Source organism: Streptomyces sp. NPDC002958 (assembly GCF_055563255.1).
The window spans coordinates 1-15,986 of sequence record NZ_JBVHDS010000042.1 but is presented as its reverse complement, the minus strand read 5'-3'; the positions used below and the strand labels follow the sequence as shown (position 1 = coordinate 15,986).

The following is a 15,986-nucleotide window of genomic DNA, read 5'->3' as shown; positions in this document are numbered from 1 at the left end:
ACTCGGTCACCAGTCGGTCCGGCGTGATCGAGTTGCTGCAGACGATCCTCGAGCACGCCAATCCTCCCAAGATCGAGGTGCAGCAGGCGGCTCACCGAGCTGTGCTTGACGGCAGGAGCATGGCGGAAGTTCTGGCCCGTGACGAGGATGCCGCCGTGCGGGCAGCCGCTCGCGACCTGGTGGCAGCGATCGACAGCCACGTCTGCGAGTCCTGCCGTCCGGCGTAGCGGCATGCCCGCCCTTCCTGTGCCCGGTCCGTCCACCGCAGTGCGGGGTGGGAAGGGCCCGGGGAGTGGTGTCAGCCGATGCTCTGCTGTTCGGCGCGAGGCGGTAGGAGTCGGTGCGCGGCGGCCAGGACCAGGACGTCGCCGCGCTGCGTGCCGAGCTGGAGCGCATGCAGCACCGGCACACGCTGGAGCTGGCGGAGGCGCGGCACGGCCAGGAGCTGGCGCAGGCGGAGACGGCGCAGCTGAGGGCGCGGCTGTCAGTCAGAGCGTGGCGCGCACATCGAGGACCTGCAGCGGGCACTCGCCGCTCTGATGCCCGCCCCGGAGCGGGCGGAGCTGGCGGGGCCGACCGTGCCGGCGCAGGGGACTCCCGGCACGGCGTCATCGGTGCCAGCGGGTGAGGAACAGCCGCGAAGACGGTGGTGGGGCAGTCGGCGCTGACGGTGCCGCTGATCTGGCGCACTGGAAGTTCAGCGAGCCCCGGAGTTGACTCACCCCTGAACTGCTGGTCGCCGAAGTCCGCGACACCATCGACCAGCTGACCAGCGACAACACACCCCATGCTGTACCGACCGGCAACAAACCGACCCGCACCATCACCAAAAACGTCAGCACCAAATCGGCAACCGTGTCACCACCCGAATCTACTCACCGCGACCATCTGAACAGCACAGACACCGCAGCTACCGCACTGACATCACGATGCCGAACCACCACCGCCAAAAAATCGCAGATCATCACGGCGACGGCTCCGGAGGCGTCAGCGCCCACGCCAAGGCCCTGCTGAAGTTCTCCACGCCGCGCGACCCGGCCACCCTCGCGGCGTTCATCAACCTGCGGGTCCTCAACCCCGAGCACGAGCACTGGCGGCGCGGCGTGGAGGCCGCCGTCATCTTCGCGCGCGAGCACGGCGACCTGCGCGTCCCGTTCACGTACCGCGTCCCGTCCGGGGAGGAAGCCGAGGGGGTCGGGTGGCCGGCCTCGCTCGCCAACTTCCCTCTGGGGCAGTGGACCGCCGACGCCCGCCGCTTCTACGCCCGCGGAGACATGAACGAGGACCGTATCGCGCAGCTGGAGAAGCTCGGCATGGTCTGGAGCCACTTCGACGTCGCCTGGGAAGAAGGCCTCAGTGCCGCCCGTGGATGGGCCGCTGAACACGGCCACCTCCTTGCCCCGCTCAACGCTGCCCACCAGGGCTACAAGGTCGGGATCTGGCTGAAGAACGCCCGCGCCGCCGCCCGGCGCGCCCTGGACCTCGAACAGCGCCAGGCCGAAGGCTTGTCGGTGGAGTCATGGGCTGGCGCTCTGTCGGAGGAACGGCGCGAGCAGCTGGAGGAGATCGACCCGTCCTGGTGCCCGACCTGGCCGGTGGAATGGCAGCGGGCCTTCCACCTCACCCGGATGCACCTGGAGGAGGTCTGCGGCGAGCTGCCCACCGAGCCGGGCGTCGTCGTGCACCGCGGCGAAGACCTCGGGCGATGGGTGCGGGCGCAGCGGCTGGGCTGGGAAAGGCTGACCGGAGTGCAGCAGTGGATGTGCGAGCAGGTCCTCGGGATCCAGCCCGCGACCAAGGAAGAGAAGCCGAAGCAGCGGACCAGTCAGGCGGAGAAATGGGCGATGCACCTCGCCGCCGCAGCCCAGTTCTTCGAGCGCGAGGGCCACCTTCGGGTGCCGCGCAAGCACGTCGAGACGATCACCGTCGGCGGGAACGATGGCGAGGACCAGGAGCAGCGGAACGTGCCACTGAAGCTCGGCGCATGGGTCGGGAACCAGCGCTCCCGGGCCTCGTCGCTGGCGCCGGAACGGGTGGAGCAGTTGTCCGCGATCGGAATGCGCTGGGCGTAGCGCCGTACAGACAGGCCGTGGGGCCGGACAAGGGAAGCCCTGTCCGGCCCCACGGCTGACGGTGCCCGGGGTTCGGCGAATCGGGTTAGTGGTGTTCAGTACCGATGCGGATGTAGATCTCGCGCAGGTACTCGTGCACGGCTTGTTCCGGGATCCGGAAGGAACGGCCAACCCTGATCGCGGGCAGGTGGCGGCCATGGACGAGCTTGTAGACGGTCATCTTGGATACGCGCATGATGGAGGCGACCTCAGCAGCCGTCAGGAACTTCACCTCGTTCAGCGGACGGTCAAAGTCCTACGGGGATGCGGGCTGCGGCCGGTCCAGTGTGTCGGTGGCGTCCTTGCGGTCCATGCTCTGCGGGGATGCGGGTTCGGCGTCATCGGACACACTCCTGAGCCAGGTCAGGAGCCGCACCTTGCCATGCTCCAGGCTCGTCTCGTCCAGGGGCACCACGGCCTCGGTTTGGTGTAAGAGGTTCCCGATGAGGATGTCGGTGTTGAGGGGGCTGTGCTGCTCGTTGTCCGTCATGGCTTACTCCTCCTCTCCAGCGTTCAGCGTGATCGCTTCGGTTGCGTCTTCGGCGGGGAGTCCGCTGATGGTCTCGCGTAGCTGCTCTCGCGCTTTCGCCACGTGCTTGCGTACCCCAGACGGCTGGAGATCGAGGACCTCAGCGATCCACAACACGGACTTCAGCTCCACGAAGTACAGCAGCGCGATCTGCTGGCGCCTGGGCGGGAAGTCCTGGATCACCTGCCAGCATCGTTCGAGATCATCCCGCGCGAGGATCGCATCTACTGGGTCTGCGCTGAGTCGGCTTTCCAGGCGTTCCAGGTCGTTCTGCGCGCGGCCCCGGCGGATGTCCGCCCGCACACTGTCGACCCACTTGTTATGACAGACCCGTCGCAGCCACGCCCGCTGTCCTTCCCTGTCCGAGCCAGCCAGCGTGCCCCATTGCTGGACGGCAGCCATGAACGTTACCTGCACCAGATCTTCAGCCGCGGGCAGGTCACCGCCGGCACGCACCATGGCAAAGCGAGTCAGGCTGGCTGTTTGTGGCAACTTCAATTGGCCCCACTTCGACACTGAAGTTGGCCCCACCAGGGGGTGGCGGGCGGTCGCGTGAGGGGCGTCAACCTCGTTCCGACAAGTTGTTTTGCCCGCACCCCGAACGAGTGGGTTTTCTGGCCGTGGGGAGGGGGCTGGGCGGTAGCGTGAAGCGCATCGGATCCGGACTGGTCGACGGGCCCCGACAGCCCGCCGGCCCACAGGATCTCGACCCGTGTTCGATCCGGGACCGACGGATTCTCCGATCTGCGGTGGACGACGAGGACGGGCATTGGCACGACCGGCGGAGAGCGGTTCGGGCTCAACCGGGCCGAGGCCGGCGCCCCGCAAGGGGCGCCGGCCTCGGTTCATGAACGGGTCGGGTCAGGACTTGGGGCGCTGGTAAGAGCCGCGTCGGGTCGGCAGCCGCAAACGGCGCTGGGACGCCAGCCGTGAGCCCGGCGGTGATCCGCCGGACGTCGCTGAGAATGGGCGTCAGGCCATCGCGAACTTGGCAACGTACTCGTCGAAGGGCTCGATGCCGACTTCGGCGCGGAGTTCGTCCATGCGCTCGGGCTCTTCGCAGGGCCACGGAACCGGTGCCCCGTCATTCACGCCGGCGATCTGAGTGCCGTAGATCTGCTTGCGGCCCTCGTTGGTCAGCGTGCGGTCGCGCAGAAAGGCCAGCTCACGTGGGCTGGCCGAGCCTGCCAACACTGCCTGCTGCATCAGGTGGAGGGCACGTCGCTGGACGTCGAGCTGCCGGTCGGCGTGCTGGGCAATCAGCCATGCCGCGCGTGCGGCCTCCTCGCCGATGTCTTCTGCTGTCGGCCAGCCGTACTCATCCATGATCTCACTGAGTCGGTCACCGTGCCGTGCGGTCAGTCGGCGCCACGCCAGTTGCTCGGCGGGGTCGTCGCTATTCGCGTGGACTGAGGACTGGTGATCGGCCGCGGCCATGGCCGTGAGTTCCTCCGCCAGCGCGGCAACGTCGTGCGTCACTCTCAACTCCCTGGTCAAGTCGTTGCGTTGTGCTCGTCACCCGCAACCCCAGAAGAACATATCGGGTGTAAAGATCATTCCGGAGAACGGTGACAGGTGCCTCCGCGCACCGCGATAATGGATCTACCCCTGGAGCCAGAGCCGGAGTTTTCGGCTCGTGCCACGACGCTTACGACCTTGGGGAAAATTGAGGTCGGGTCGTGTTGGTCTGGCGGTTTGGCTGGTGGGTGATTCAGCAGGCCGTCGCGCAAACAGGCACGAGTTCGGTGCTCGTGAGGCGACGGGTCGTGCGTCGGGCCGCGCGGTCGGAGACCAGGCTAGCGATGGCGAGGTGGGTCTGCTCGTAGTCCTCGCGGCGTCCGGTGTAGCGCTGAAGCGGATGCCACTGCTTGAACTCGGCGTTGGTGTGTTCGACCACGATGCGGGCCGATGACTGCCGCCTGCGCGCCTCGCGCCAGGCACGCTTGTCGCCGTCGGGAGCGTCCTGGGCCGGCTTCTTCGGCGGGGCGCTGACCTGCGACGGGAACTCCTTGGCCAGACCCTGGTAGCCGGAGTCGACCTCGGCGTGCACATCGGGGTGGAGGCGGAACTGTTCGGCGATGCCCTCGGTACGCACAGCGGTCTGGTCGTGCATGCGGCCCGGGCGGACGACACCGGAGAACAGGGGGCGGCCCTGGTGGTCGCTGAATGTGGTGGTCTTGATCGTGTTCTGCTTCTTCTTGCCCGAGACGAAGGCTTTGCGTCCGGGGCGGCCCGCGCGCGGGCGTCGGACCTGGACTTCCGTGCCGTCGAGCCGGATGCCGACGCCTTCGGCATCTGCGTAGGCGAACAGGTCGTCCAGGGTGCGGATGCGCAGACCGAGGCGGTCCGGGATGGCGAAGCCCCGCGCGGCAAGCAAGGGTCTGACCTCGCGGATCGCGGCGGAGACGGTGGAGCGGTCCACCCCGTACAACTCGGCCAGGGCGGCATGTGGCAGCTCGAGCCGCAGGTGGACCAGGGTGTCCGCGAGCCGGTCGGTGAACACCAGGCGCGGCTTGCGTCCGGCGCCCTCGGCCCGCTTGCGGGGACCGCCCCTCATCACGTGCAGGGCCGGCGCGCGGGCCGCCGCCCAGGGCTGGGCGAGTTCTTCGAGCAACTCCCCGAACTGTGCGCGGGAGACCCCTGACAGGGCAGGATGGGTACAGGCCGTACGGGCCCAGGTCAGCTTCACAAACTCGCCCAACCCGTGAGGCCCTTCCTATGTCACGGCCGACTCACTCCCGTCCTTCCCCCAAGGTCGTTAGGGTCGGACCCATGGCTTCCATAGATGTCTCCCTGCGTCCCGTGCACCCCAGCGATCTGCCCGTGTTCTTCAGGCACATGAGCGATCCCGAGTCGAATCAGATGGCCGCCTTCACCGCCGAGGACCCGACGGACCGGGCCCACTTCGACGCGCATTGGAAGCGCATCCTCGCCTCGCCCGACGTCGTCACCCGCACCGTGCTCGCGGACAGCGATGTGGTCGGGCACGCGGCCGTGTACGGCGATCCGGGCGAGCGGGAGGTCACGTATTTCATCGATCGCTACTACTGGGGGCGGGGCATCGCGACCGCGGCGCTGCGGGGGCTGCTCGCCGAGGTCCCTGAACGCCCGCTGCTGGCCCGGGCGGCGGCGGACAACACCGGATCGGTGCGGGTCCTGGAGAAGTGCGGCTTCAAGGTCGTCGGCGAGGACCGGGGCTTCGCGAACGCGCGGGGAGCGGAGGTCGACGAGCTGGTGCTGCGGTTGGACGGCTAATTTTCCCCACCCCGTAAGCGCGCCGCTTGATCACGTCGGAAGACTGGCCGGATGAACGACCGCCGCCCGCTGGGCACCGGCCCCCGCCCTGAACCGTGCCCCGACAACTCCGGGTTGTCGCCCACCGCGCCGCGCGCCGGCCTCGCCGCGGAAGGCATCATCACCGCCGTCCCGACCGCCAAACCGTCCGTCACCGGGCCGGTGCCGGAAGGGCGCAGGCGCCCCCTCGGCACCGGCCACAAACACGCCGCCGACCAGCCGTCCAGAGACGCGGCCACGGGGATGATGGGGCCATGAGCACGCGTCCGATGCTGACCCAGCGGGAGGCCGCTACTGCGTGTGGCGTCAGCCGCACGACGATCCGCCGCCTCCGCGAGGCCGGCGATCTGCCCGGCGCGGTCCAAGACCCGGTAGGCGGGTGGCTGATCCCTGTGGATGACCTGCTGTCGGCCGGATTCCGGCTGAACGCCCCGGCACCGCCGGACGCACCGGACGAGCCAGCCCCATCGTCCCCGGGCGAGCAGAACAGCGATGTCGGCGGCGGCCAGGACCAGGACGTCGCCGCGCTGCGTGCCGAGCTGGAACGCATGCAGCACCGCCGTGTTGATCTCCCTGACGAACTGACCGCTTCCCAAGGAGGCGGCAAACCCCTATCTGGAGTCTGTCCACCATGCGTCCCGGCTCTTCTCCCTGGGTCCCTTCGGCACTCGTGGTGCCGGCCGTCATCGTCTCCTTGCTGGCCACCGCCTGTTCGAGCGGCGGCCATCCCGAGGCGAAGCCTTCCGCGTCCCCGGCCAAGGTCACCCTTCCCCCCGTGCATGCGGGCTTCGACTATCAGCTCGGTGGTCCCTCCACCCTTCCAACAGGGGTGACCGTCGTCGCCCGTGACCACACGGCACCGCCCGCACAGGGGATCTACAACATCTGCTACGTCAACGCCTTCCAGGCTCAGCCGGGCGCGGAGAAGGAATGGGGCGCCGATCTGCTCCTCCGCGACAAGGGGGGCGAGGTCGTCATGGACGAGGACTGGGGGGAGGCGATTTTGGACATTGGCACCGACGCCAAGCGCAAGCGGATCGCACGGAAGGTGAACACCTGGATCGACGCATGCGCGGCCAACGGCTACCAGGCCGTCGAGCCGGACAACTATGACAGCTACACACGCGTGCCCGACGGACTGCTGACCGCGGACGACGCGAAGGCGTTCCTCTCACTGCTCTCTGCCCACGCGCACGCGCAGGGCCTGGCCATCGGTCAGAAGAACACCGCGGACCTCGCTCCGGCCCGCGCAGAGGTCGGCCTCGACTTCGCCGTGGTGGAGGAGTGCGGCCAGTACGACGAATGCGGCGACTTCACCGACGCGTTCGGCGACAACGTCCTCGTGATCGAGTACAGCGAGCAGGGCCTGAAACGGGCGTGCCAAGGCTGGGGCGACGAGATCAGCATCGTCCGGCGGGACCTGAACCTCGTGCCCGCTGGCAGCAAGGGCTACCTCCGCAGGACCTGCAGCGGCTCCTGATGCCCTGGGAGCGTGACGGCGATCGCCGATACGCCCGCCCTCATTCCCAACCGCGAGGAGACGGCTGCCAAGATTGCGGCGGTCGGCATCGCCCCCGGAGACCATCCCGAACGGCCCGTACGCCGCGCTCCTGTCCGTCGCCTGCCCGGAGGTGACCAGTGCGCCTGGGCAGCTTCCTCGTGGGCACCGTCCGACACCACCTCGACGACACCCAGTTCATCCCGTACGCCGATGAGGAGGGCGCGGCGGTCGGCGCCCCGTCCACCGTGCTGAAGGCGACAGTGCTGCCGGGCCTGATCAGCGCGGGAGTGGACGACGCGCAGGATAGCACCGAGCATTGGCGGCACTCTCGTCGACGGTTCCACGCCTCGTGAGGCGCCTGAGAAAAATGGCGCTAGGGCCAGCTACCGGGCGACCTCCGGCCACGGCTCTCACGTTCCGTGACTCTCATAAATGACGTTCATGAAGGCGCAGCAGGCGTTCCAGCGGGGCCTGGCGGCCCTCGCGCAATGGGTCGCGCGGGAGGGCCAGCGGTCTGTTCCTCGCGGTCACAGCGAAGAAGTCGCGGTCGACGGCGAGGCGGAGCCGGTGGTCGTGAAGCTGGGCGTGTGGGTCTCCAACACCAGGACCCGGCGCGACAAGCTCACCCAGGAGCAGCTGGACGCGCTGCGGGACCTGGGCATCGACTGGATCTGACGGTCGTCGGCAAGGTCCGTCCCGTTTGGCAATGATCCCCCTCACCCCGGAGGGATCCGCCTGTCGGCGCGCGAGCTGTGCGGGCGCGGGGGGGACCGGGTTGCGAGGCGGTCGGGTGCCGCGGTGGAATCGGGCGGGCTGTGCACCTGCGGCCCGGGAGGGATCGGTTCATGGACGGGACGACAGCACTGGACAGCGTGCTGCAGCAGGCGCACGTGGTCCAGGTGAGTTCGGTGAGCGGGTTCGGGGTGGACGGAGAGATCCGGGTGGACCTCTCCGATCCGGCGGAGTCGGCGCGGCTCAGGGCGGCCATGGCCGTGGAATCGCTGCCCGGGTTTCACTGCATGTGCCTTGGGGACGTCCGCTTCGAGGTGTTCGACCGGGACGGTGGGCGGCTCACAGTCGTCGTCCTGCACCACGGGGCGACACTGAGGTGGGGGCAGTGGGAGAGCGACGCCGTCCTCGCCGACGGCCGCCTGCTCCTGGCGTGGCTGGACGGGCACGGCATGCCCGGCCCTATGCAGCAGTTCGAGGCCGACCGGCTACGGGCGGAGGAAGGGGCCGAAGAGGAGCGCAACTGGCTGGCCGCGATGCCCGCCGGACTGGAGAGAACCGCCGACCGGATCCTCGACCTCTCCCGCACCGGCGGCAGGCCCTCCTCCGAATTGCTCGCGGAACTCACGGACCGACTGCAGCTGACGTTCCCCGACCCGGTGGAGCGGGTGCTGGCCCTGCTCGACTGGTACGGCTCCGGCAGCGGGCGCTGCTCCGGCTACCCCGTCCACGAGGGCGTGCCTGGCGAACTGCTCGGCAGGGTGCCGATCGCCGACCTGCTCGTCGGCCTGGCCGATCCGCGGGCCGAGGGTCGGCACGATGCCGGGGCCGTGCGGCATCTGGTGGGCTGGAAGACCCGCCCGCGCCAGAAGCGGGACGTTGCCGGCCTGCCCGAACCGCTGCGCGCCCGACTGTTGGCGCACGCTCGCCGCTCTGGAGACTCCGACAAGCAGGGCCGCGCAGAACGGTGGTTGGCACCCCCGCGGGCCTGAGATGGGTGTGCCCAAGCGCTCCGCCCGCACCGGCTGGTGGTTCACCGGCAACAAGAACCCCGAGTCGGTTGACGAGCACTCCTTCCGTGTCGGGATCATCGGCTCGGTCCTCGCCATGATGGAAGGCGCCGACCCGGCCCGGGTCGCGCTGATGTGCCTGTTCCACGACAGCCAGGAAACCCGCGTCGGCGACATCCCGCACATCGGCCGCCGCTACCTGCGGGCCGCCCCGAACTGCGAGGTGACCGCAGACCAGGTCTCAAACGCTCACCCGGCCGTCCGCACCGGGGTGCAGAGCGCGGTCGACGAGTACGAAGCTGGCGAAACCCCGGAGGCGGTCGTCGCCCGCGACGCGGACAAGCTCGAGTGCCTGGTCCAAGCGGTGGAGTATCGGGAACAGGGCTGCAGCCTCACCCAGAACTGGATCGACACCAGCCTCGCGTCACTCAAGACGCCGTCGGCGAAGGCCCTCGCCGAGGCCGCGCTGTCCATGCCGTCGCTGGAGTGGCAGCAGAACTACCTCCGATAGCCCGACCGGTAACCGGCCGGTTCAGCCCGCCCGGTGCAGTGTCGCCGGGGCCTGCACCCTCTGGGGTGGCGCGGGCCCCGGTATGAGGGGCAGCAGCCCAGGTCGTCCTGTCACAGACCGCGGGCTGCACCTTCTCTGTCTACGGGCCGGTGGCACCCCCGCGACCCGCGGCGGGCAGCGTGACTACGGCTGTCACCCGTCCGGGCGGTCGCGCGGCCATCGGCGAACCAGGCCTCCGTACCGCGTCGTCATCGGAGGCATGCGTATCGACAAGCAGCACATCACCGAGCTGGGCCTCGTGGTCCTGGACGTCACCGCCGCCGACGACCCGCGCGAAGTCCGGGCCCAGACGACTGCCCGCCTCGGTGCACATGCCCCGCATCGGCTGCGGCCCGACAGAGCGGCGGCACGAGGGCGCCACGGCCGTCGCTCTTCGGCAGGGCGGCGGCGTGGCGCCCTGCACGGCCTCACTGTCAAAGAGTTCCTGGACGTCGATCTCGCTGGCTGAACTGCTCGGCTGTCCACCGTACCCGGGGCCCGGAGCGCCTGAGCGCTCGTTGCCCAGGCCGCGGTGACGATGGCGGCAGCTCGGCCGGCTATCCGTCGGAGCGGTCCTTGTGGACGGCGCGCAGTGCGCGTGCCCTGTCGACCTGCGTGCGGAGCAGGGAGTCGAGCAGGACTTCTGGATCGCCTCCTGGCCCTGCGATCGTGGAGAGGAGCGTCGCGAGGAGGCTGGTGAGAACGGTGACCAGGTCTGCCGACCCCACTGGGCCACATAGTTGCAGCAGCTGACGCACGGCGTCGTCGCCGCAGCTCGTCCAGGACGCCCCTGAACGCGGATGGCCGCGCGAGGTCGAGCTGCACACCGCCATCATCGCCCCGATCAAGGAAATCCTGGCCGAACTCGCCGAGCCCACCGAAGGGTGTTGTCAGGTTGATTGGTGGCCTTCTCAGGCGGCATGATCATCCTTCTGGTCGAATCGCTGGAGGGGCTGTCCGTGGTGACGCCGTCGTACCGGGGCTTCCGCTTCCCTCCGGAGGTCATCTCCCACTGCGTGTGGCTGTACCACCCACGAGACAGTCCACCAGTGGACGCGCCGGTTCGGCCCGGCTTATGCCGCTGCTCTACGTCGGCGCCGTCCGGGGCCTGGTGACAAGTGGCACTTGGAACGAGGTGTTCGTCAAGATCAACGGCGCGCAGCGTTACCTGTGGCGGGCCGTGGACCAGCACGGGAACGTGCTCGACATCCTGCTGCAGAACCGGCGGGACGAGGCCGCGGCCAGGCGTTTCTTCCGGAAGCTGATGAAGAAGACCCGGTCGGTGCCCCGGGTGATCGTCACCGACAAGCTCCGCTCCTACGGCGCCGCCCACCGCGAGGTCATGCCCTCCGTCGAGCACCGCTCGCACAAGGGCCTGAACAACCGGGCCGAGAACTCCCACCAGCCGACGAGACAACGCGAGCGCGCGATGAAAGGCTTCCGATCGGTGGGTGCCGCACAACGGTTCCTGGCCGCGTTCAGCGGCATCTCACCCCACTTCCGACCCCGCCGTCACCTCCTCACCGCCCCGAACTACCGCGCAGATCATCCGCTTCGCGATCTGGGACCAGATCACCGGCGCGTCGCCAGCCTGCCCGCCGTAGCCTGAGCCGCTGTCACCGCCGAAGCCGAAACGCGTCGAACCGGCTCACACCCTCGAGCACTCGCTCAACCTGATAAAGCCCGGTAGGTGTGTCGGCCTTCACCGTCCATCGGGCCCTGCCACGGCGACGAACACGGCACCTTGCTGTTTGGCTTCCTTGTACGCGGCGTCGAAGGCGTCCAGGCCGGTCGCGTCCGGGATCAGGTCGGCGGGGCAGGGGATGGGCAGCGGCTCCATGAGGCTCATCTTCCCAGGCGCGGGAGGTGCACCGTGTTGAGGTCGGCCGTGTCTTTGCAGGTGAGGAGGGCGTTGAGACGGTGACGCGTGCACTGGTCATGAGCCTTCACGGCCTGTGCGGTCCGCGGCCCCGATACCCGCCCGGCGTCGGGGCCGCGTCAGCTTCCCCCGAGGAAGACGAAGGTCCCGATCTCCCCGAGCGGTCGGGGCCTTCGCCTTGCCAGGTGCCGCCCAGAACAGAGGCCGACGGGCTGCTCCGGCGCATCAAGCGGTGTCAGGGGGCGTGAGGGTGTCGATCTGGGCGGCGAGGCCGGGGTGGGTGACGGCCAGGTGGGGACGGGTGGCGGTCAGAGGGGCGATGAGGTCTGCGGGGTCGTCGTGGGCGAGGGCCGCGTGGAGCTCGCCGATCGGGAGGCGGGCGGTGGGGGGCAGGTCGGTGAGGGCGGTGATCTGGCCGGCGAGGCTGCGCAGGGCGGCGGCGTTGCGGCGGGCCCAGGTGGCGGTGTTGCGCCGGGTGGCGCGGGCCTGGCGGGTGGCGGTGACGCGTTGTTCGCCGGTGGTGCCGGCGGGGCCGGGGCGACCGCGTAGGTAGCGGCGTTCGGCGGCCTGGCGGCTGGTGACGCCGAGGGGGTGGGCGAGGTCGGCCCAGCTGGCGCCGGCGTCGCGGGCGGTTTCGATCAGGCCGGTCTCCCATCCGGCGAGCTGCTCGCGGACCTGCCGCAGCAGCATCAGGGAGGCCAGGGCCTGCTCCGGGCCCGGCCCGGTCCCGGACGGGGGAGCGGGAGCCTCGTGGTGGGCTGTGTGCAGGGCGTCGTCTATGGCGTTGAGGGCCGCTGCGGCGGCGAGGAACGACGCCGGGCTGTGGGCGTCGGTGCTGGTCGTGGACAGCTTCTGGGCTGCGGTCACGGGCACCCCCTTCGGAGTGTCATCGTGATGACGACATCATGTTTGTCATCCGTTGGATGACATGTTACAACGGTGTCAGTGCAGCGCATTGGCAACAACCGCCTACAACCCGCTGGAGGTGTTTCACGATGTTGATGCGCACTGACCCCTTCCGTGAGCTGGACCGGCTGGCGCAGCAGCTGATGGGCCCGGGCACCTGGTCGAAGCCGTCGGCGATGCCGATGGACGCCTACCGCGAGGGCGACGAGTACGTGGTGGCCTTCGACCTTCCGGGCGTGGCCGCGGACGCGATCGACATCGACGTCGAGCGGAACATGCTGACCGTCAAGGCCGAGAGGCGGCCGGCGGCGAAGGCCGACGACGTGCAGATGGAGCTGTCCGAGCGGCCGCTGGGCGTCTTCTCCCGCCAGATCGTGCTCGCCGACACCCTCGACACCGAGCACATCCAGGCCGACTACGACGCCGGGGTGCTCACCCTGCGCATCCCGATCGCCGAGCGCGCCAAGCCCCGCAAGATCTCCATCGGCGTCGGCTCCGGCCGCAAGGAGATCTCCGGCTGACACCAGCCGACCGGAGGCGGTGCGGAGGACGGGACTCCTGATCTCCCTCTGCTATCCCGCCCTCCGCACCCCGTGAGAAGCCCGAAGAAGAATGGGGGTGCGGCCAAGATGACTCTGCGACGCGAAGCGTTCCTCGACCATGTGACCGAGCGCGGCGAATACAAGACCGCCGAGGAGGCCGAGCGCGCGGCCCGCGTGGTCCTCGCCCTGCTCGGCGCCCACCTCGTCGGTGAGGTCCGCGCCCAGCTCGCGGCACGCCTGCCGGAGGAGTTCGCTCTGATCCTGCTCAACCCGCTGCAGAGCGCCGAGCCACTCCCGCCGGAGCGGTTCGTCCGCGCGACCGCGGCCTGGATCGAGGGCGCCACCGAGCAGACCGCGGCCTGGGACGTCAGCGCCGTGCTGTCCACTGTCGCCGACGCCGCCGGTGAGGACCTGCTGGGGCAGATCCTGCTCCAGCTCCCCGCCGGCTACGACCTCCTCTTCGGCCGCCCCCAGCCCACCTGACCCCCAAGGCCTGGGGTGGTGCCACACCCCCGGGCGCCACCCCATCCCGGCTCCGATGAAAGGCATGCACCGCAGTGATCACCGACGGCGCGCACCGCAAGGGCACCAGCAGCCGTACGGGACGGCGTACGAGCACATGCTGGAGAGGCCTTGTCCCGCCGGTTCTGGACGAGGATGTCGAGGACGTTGCCGTCGGCGTCGACGGCCCGCCACAGGTACTTAGGGCGTGCAGATCATTAACTCGTCTGTTTGATCTTGGTTGCGGTGGGGTCTGAAGTGAGGAATGTCGTGATGTCTGCTGGTGTGCGGAAGCGAGCGGTGGAGGCATTGATGCGATGGCCGTGTGCTTCCAGGAGCGGACGGACTTCCTGACTCGCCCGGCAGATGGTCACGGCAGCGACGCCGAAGAGCTGGCCGAGGAGGTCCATGGTCGCGAGTTTCCGCAGATGGAGCACGGTGGCCAGGATCCGGTCGGTTGGGGTGAGCTTGGCTTTGGCGCCTGTGCCGGGGGCGACCAGGCGTTCGTGACCGCGGCGGGTGCGGAGCACTCGCTCGCGTTGAATTTCCAGCGCAGGCGTCAGCGCGTCGATGAGTGCGTCGAGCTGTTGGCGGGTCATACCGGTCAGTTCAGGGTTCTGCAGCGAATGCCGGGTCAGGCCAGGCGATCTGGTCACCGTGGTCCGGTCTGACGTGCTGCTGACCGCCATCGCGTCCAGCGGGTGCTGGGGGTGGAGGGTGTAGTTCCAGTCGCCGTGGAAACGGTGTCGGGTGATGGGCAGGGCTGCGATTTCGTCGTCGCTGACCTGGATGCCGGTGGGGTACGGGTTGGTGTCGAGTTCGGCGTGCACGGTCAGGCCGGTTCTGGTGGTGGTTGCGGCGATGCTCTCGACGATGACTTCGTGACTGGTCAGGGGTCTTCCACGCCAGTTCATGGTGATGTGAGAGAACAGTCGATGCTCGATTCGGTTCCACTTCGACGTTCCGGGGGGCAGGTGACAGACGGTGATAGACAGGCCGGCCTCGGCTGCGAACCGAGCGAGTTCCGTCTTCCACGTGCGGGTGCGATACCCGTTGGAACCGCCCGCATCCGCGGTGATCAGCAGCCGGTCGGCCGTTGGATAGGCGGTCTGTCCGGCACCGTTCCACCAACGGCGGATAGATTCGACGGCGAACGCGGCGGTGTCGTGGTCGGTGCCCACGTTGACCCAGCCGGTGTTCGCGGCGACGTCGTAGATGCCGTAGGGCACCGCTTTGCCCAGGACGCGGTCGGGAAAGTCGTGGGTGTCGACCCGCACCGGCTCGCCTCTCGGCTCCCATTCACGGCCGCTGTTTTTGAAAGGGCCGACCAGTTCCTTCTTTTTCGTGTCCACACTGATCACCGGAACCCCGCTGTCCTGGTGGTCGCGGGCCTGCTCGTTGAGGTAGTGGAACTGGGCGTCCCGGTCGGGGTGCTGCTTGCCTTCCAGGGTCTTGGCGTTGCTCTGCAGGCTGAAGCCCTCCTCGCGCAGGAGGTCGCCCACTGTGTCTGCGGAGATCTTGTGCCCCTGGCGGGTCAGCTGCTCGGCGAGCTTGCGGGTGGATTTGGTGGTCCAGCGCAATGGCGACATGGGATCTCCGCGGACGTCGGGCTCGACCAGCGTGAGGAGTGCCTCGCGGATGGCTGGGTTCCGGTCGACGACGCGTTTGCGGCCGCCTCCGGGGCGGCGGATGCGTCTCAACGGGACCTCTCCGGAGTCGAGTTCCCTCGTTCCTGCAGACACGGTGGCTTCACGGACACCGGCGGCACGGGCGACCGCTCTGATCCCGCCGTGGCCGAGAGACCGGGCTTCCGCGCCTATCAACAAGCGACGCTGCCGCTCGTCCAGGTGCGGCAGAATCGCCCTGAACTTGGCTGCCAGCACGTCCCGTTGCCCTTCCAACCCGCTCATACCAGACCAACGAATCACCGAGCGGAAAGCCACGAGTTAAAGATCTGCACGCCCTTACTGATCATTTCAGAATGAGATCGGTGTGGTGGCTTGGCAGTTGGGTGCTATGTCGGCAGGATCTGCCGGGTGTCTGCTGATCTTGTGTCTGATGACCTGTGGGAACGTATAGCCCCGCTGCTGCCGGTTCGTCCGCCCCGGCGGCATCGGTATCCCGGGCGGCTGCCGGCCGATGACCGTGCTGCTCTGCGGGGCATCGTTTACGTGCTGTGCAAGGGCGTGAGCTGGCGGGACGTTCCCGCAGAGCGGGTCGGCTGCAGTGGGGTGACAGCTTGGCGGCGTCTGCGGGACTGGACCGAGGCCGGGGTGTGGCCCCGTCTGCACGAGGTCCTTCTGGCGGAACTACGCAAAGAGGGCCTGCTGGAGATGGAGGACGCGGCGATCGACGGCTCGCATGTCAGGGCGCTCAAAGGGGGGCTCACACCGGACCTTCGCCGGTCGATCGGGCCCGGCCCGGCAGCAAGCAC

At 68.8% G+C, this 15,986-nt stretch carries 21 protein-coding genes and 5 pseudogenes; 14 read left to right on the top strand and 12 right to left on the bottom strand.

Features of this window, described 5'->3' with window-relative positions:
* Together ACZ3IC_RS32940 and ACZ3IC_RS32935 are read right to left on the bottom strand one after the other, a co-directional pair.
* On the bottom strand, positions 1-200 hold a 200-nt coding region (locus ACZ3IC_RS32940), incomplete at its 3' end, for a hypothetical protein (protein WP_467422230.1).
* A gap of 98 nt (positions 201-298) precedes the next feature.
* Positions 299-436 carry a hypothetical protein gene (locus ACZ3IC_RS32935; RefSeq protein ID WP_467422228.1) on the bottom strand — a complete coding sequence of 46 codons (138 nt, stop codon included), beginning with the start codon at positions 434-436 and terminating at the stop codon, positions 299-301.
* Between the two features lie 493 nt (positions 437-929).
* Between ACZ3IC_RS32935 and ACZ3IC_RS32930 the strand changes: the two genes are divergently transcribed.
* The gene (locus ACZ3IC_RS32930) at positions 930-2,072 is read left to right on the top strand and encodes a helicase associated domain-containing protein (protein ID WP_467422226.1); all 1,143 of its coding nucleotides are present in this window, start codon (positions 930-932) and stop codon (positions 2,070-2,072) included.
* 85 nt (positions 2,073-2,157) lie between these two features.
* On the opposite strand, the gene ACZ3IC_RS32925 is transcribed toward ACZ3IC_RS32930, so the two are convergent.
* From ACZ3IC_RS32925 to ACZ3IC_RS32905, 5 genes are all read right to left on the bottom strand, one after another.
* On the bottom strand, positions 2,158-2,352 hold the full coding sequence (locus tag ACZ3IC_RS32925; protein ID WP_467422233.1) for a helix-turn-helix domain-containing protein: 195 nt from the start codon (positions 2,350-2,352) through the stop codon (positions 2,158-2,160).
* 15 nt (positions 2,353-2,367) lie between these two features.
* Positions 2,368-2,601: a hypothetical protein gene (locus tag ACZ3IC_RS32920; RefSeq protein WP_467422225.1), complete on the bottom strand. Its 234-nt coding sequence runs from the start codon at positions 2,599-2,601 to the stop codon at positions 2,368-2,370.
* 3 nt (positions 2,602-2,604) lie between these two features.
* Positions 2,605-3,138, bottom strand: coding sequence for an RNA polymerase sigma factor (locus ACZ3IC_RS32915; protein WP_467422223.1), 534 nt, complete (start codon positions 3,136-3,138; stop codon positions 2,605-2,607).
* Between the two features lie 474 nt (positions 3,139-3,612).
* On the bottom strand, positions 3,613-4,119 hold the full coding sequence (locus ACZ3IC_RS32910; protein WP_467422220.1) for a DUF6624 domain-containing protein: 507 nt from the start codon (positions 4,117-4,119) through the stop codon (positions 3,613-3,615).
* A gap of 232 nt (positions 4,120-4,351) precedes the next feature.
* On the bottom strand, positions 4,352-5,341 hold the full coding sequence (locus ACZ3IC_RS32905) for a transposase (RefSeq protein WP_467422218.1): 990 nt from the start codon (positions 5,339-5,341) through the stop codon (positions 4,352-4,354).
* Between the two features lie 80 nt (positions 5,342-5,421).
* Here ACZ3IC_RS32905 and ACZ3IC_RS32900 point away from each other — a divergent pair, with 80 nt between their 5' ends.
* The 9 genes and pseudogenes from ACZ3IC_RS32900 to ACZ3IC_RS32860 all read left to right on the top strand — a co-directional run bounded on the left by ACZ3IC_RS32900 (position 5,422) and on the right by ACZ3IC_RS32860 (position 10,193).
* Positions 5,422-5,895, top strand: coding sequence for a GNAT family N-acetyltransferase (locus ACZ3IC_RS32900; protein WP_467422232.1), 474 nt, complete (start codon positions 5,422-5,424; stop codon positions 5,893-5,895).
* Positions 5,896-5,946: 51 nt separating this feature from the next.
* A complete protein-coding gene (locus ACZ3IC_RS32895; RefSeq protein ID WP_467422215.1) occupies positions 5,947-6,192 on the top strand; it encodes a hypothetical protein in 246 nt (81 codons plus the stop codon).
* Positions 6,189-6,329 (top strand): annotated as a pseudogene (locus ACZ3IC_RS32890) (helix-turn-helix domain-containing protein); the annotation flags it as partial. The gene ACZ3IC_RS32895 and the pseudogene ACZ3IC_RS32890, both read left to right, overlap by 4 nt.
* A 236-nt stretch (positions 6,330-6,565) precedes the next feature.
* Positions 6,566-7,414, top strand: a complete 849-nt coding sequence (locus tag ACZ3IC_RS32885) for an endo alpha-1,4 polygalactosaminidase (protein WP_467422213.1) — start codon at positions 6,566-6,568, stop codon at positions 7,412-7,414.
* Positions 7,415-7,572: 158 nt separating this feature from the next.
* On the top strand, positions 7,573-7,788 hold the full coding sequence (locus tag ACZ3IC_RS32880) for a hypothetical protein (protein WP_467422212.1): 216 nt from the start codon (positions 7,573-7,575) through the stop codon (positions 7,786-7,788).
* A gap of 91 nt (positions 7,789-7,879) precedes the next feature.
* A pseudogene (locus ACZ3IC_RS32875) lies at positions 7,880-8,110 on the top strand (helicase associated domain-containing protein); the annotation flags it as partial.
* Between the two features lie 170 nt (positions 8,111-8,280).
* The gene (locus ACZ3IC_RS32870) at positions 8,281-9,156 is read left to right on the top strand and encodes a hypothetical protein (RefSeq protein ID WP_467422211.1); all 876 of its coding nucleotides are present in this window, start codon (positions 8,281-8,283) and stop codon (positions 9,154-9,156) included.
* A 1-nt stretch (position 9,157) separates the two neighbouring features.
* A complete protein-coding gene (locus ACZ3IC_RS32865) occupies positions 9,158-9,685 on the top strand; it encodes an HD domain-containing protein (RefSeq protein WP_467422208.1) in 528 nt (175 codons plus the stop codon).
* A 259-nt stretch (positions 9,686-9,944) separates the two neighbouring features.
* Positions 9,945-10,193: a hypothetical protein gene (locus ACZ3IC_RS32860; RefSeq protein ID WP_467422206.1), complete on the top strand. Its 249-nt coding sequence runs from the start codon at positions 9,945-9,947 to the stop codon at positions 10,191-10,193.
* 88 nt (positions 10,194-10,281) lie between these two features.
* Here the strand turns inward: ACZ3IC_RS32860 and ACZ3IC_RS32855 are convergent, their stop codons facing one another.
* Positions 10,282-10,452: a hypothetical protein gene (locus tag ACZ3IC_RS32855; protein WP_467422204.1), complete on the bottom strand. Its 171-nt coding sequence runs from the start codon at positions 10,450-10,452 to the stop codon at positions 10,282-10,284.
* Between the two features lie 192 nt (positions 10,453-10,644).
* Here ACZ3IC_RS32855 and ACZ3IC_RS32850 point away from each other — a divergent pair.
* Positions 10,645-11,333 (top strand): annotated as a pseudogene (locus ACZ3IC_RS32850) (IS6 family transposase).
* A 93-nt stretch (positions 11,334-11,426) separates the two neighbouring features.
* Here the strand turns inward: ACZ3IC_RS32850 and ACZ3IC_RS32845 are convergent.
* Positions 11,427-11,564, bottom strand: a complete 138-nt coding sequence (locus ACZ3IC_RS32845) for a hypothetical protein (protein ID WP_467422201.1) — start codon at positions 11,562-11,564, stop codon at positions 11,427-11,429.
* A gap of 264 nt (positions 11,565-11,828) precedes the next feature.
* Entirely contained in the window at positions 11,829-12,470 is a 642-nt protein-coding gene (locus ACZ3IC_RS32840; protein ID WP_467422199.1) for a type III effector protein, read from the bottom strand.
* A gap of 128 nt (positions 12,471-12,598) precedes the next feature.
* Here ACZ3IC_RS32840 and ACZ3IC_RS32835 point away from each other — a divergent pair, with 128 nt between their 5' ends.
* Together ACZ3IC_RS32835 and ACZ3IC_RS32830 are read left to right on the top strand one after the other, a co-directional pair.
* Positions 12,599-13,030: an Hsp20/alpha crystallin family protein gene (locus tag ACZ3IC_RS32835; RefSeq protein WP_467422197.1), complete on the top strand. Its 432-nt coding sequence runs from the start codon at positions 12,599-12,601 to the stop codon at positions 13,028-13,030.
* A gap of 108 nt (positions 13,031-13,138) precedes the next feature.
* Entirely contained in the window at positions 13,139-13,534 is a 396-nt protein-coding gene (locus tag ACZ3IC_RS32830) for a DUF2267 domain-containing protein (RefSeq protein WP_467422195.1), read from the top strand.
* Positions 13,535-13,683: 149 nt separating this feature from the next.
* Here the strand turns inward: ACZ3IC_RS32830 and ACZ3IC_RS32825 are convergent.
* Together ACZ3IC_RS32825 and ACZ3IC_RS32820 are read right to left on the bottom strand one after the other, a co-directional pair.
* A pseudogene (locus ACZ3IC_RS32825) lies at positions 13,684-13,761 on the bottom strand (DDE-type integrase/transposase/recombinase); the annotation flags it as partial.
* A gap of 9 nt (positions 13,762-13,770) precedes the next feature.
* Positions 13,771-15,462, bottom strand: a complete 1,692-nt coding sequence (locus ACZ3IC_RS32820) for an ISAzo13 family transposase (protein WP_467422193.1) — start codon at positions 15,460-15,462, stop codon at positions 13,771-13,773.
* A gap of 126 nt (positions 15,463-15,588) precedes the next feature.
* Between ACZ3IC_RS32820 and ACZ3IC_RS32815 the strand changes: the two are divergent.
* A pseudogene (locus ACZ3IC_RS32815) lies at positions 15,589-15,986 on the top strand (transposase); the annotation flags it as partial.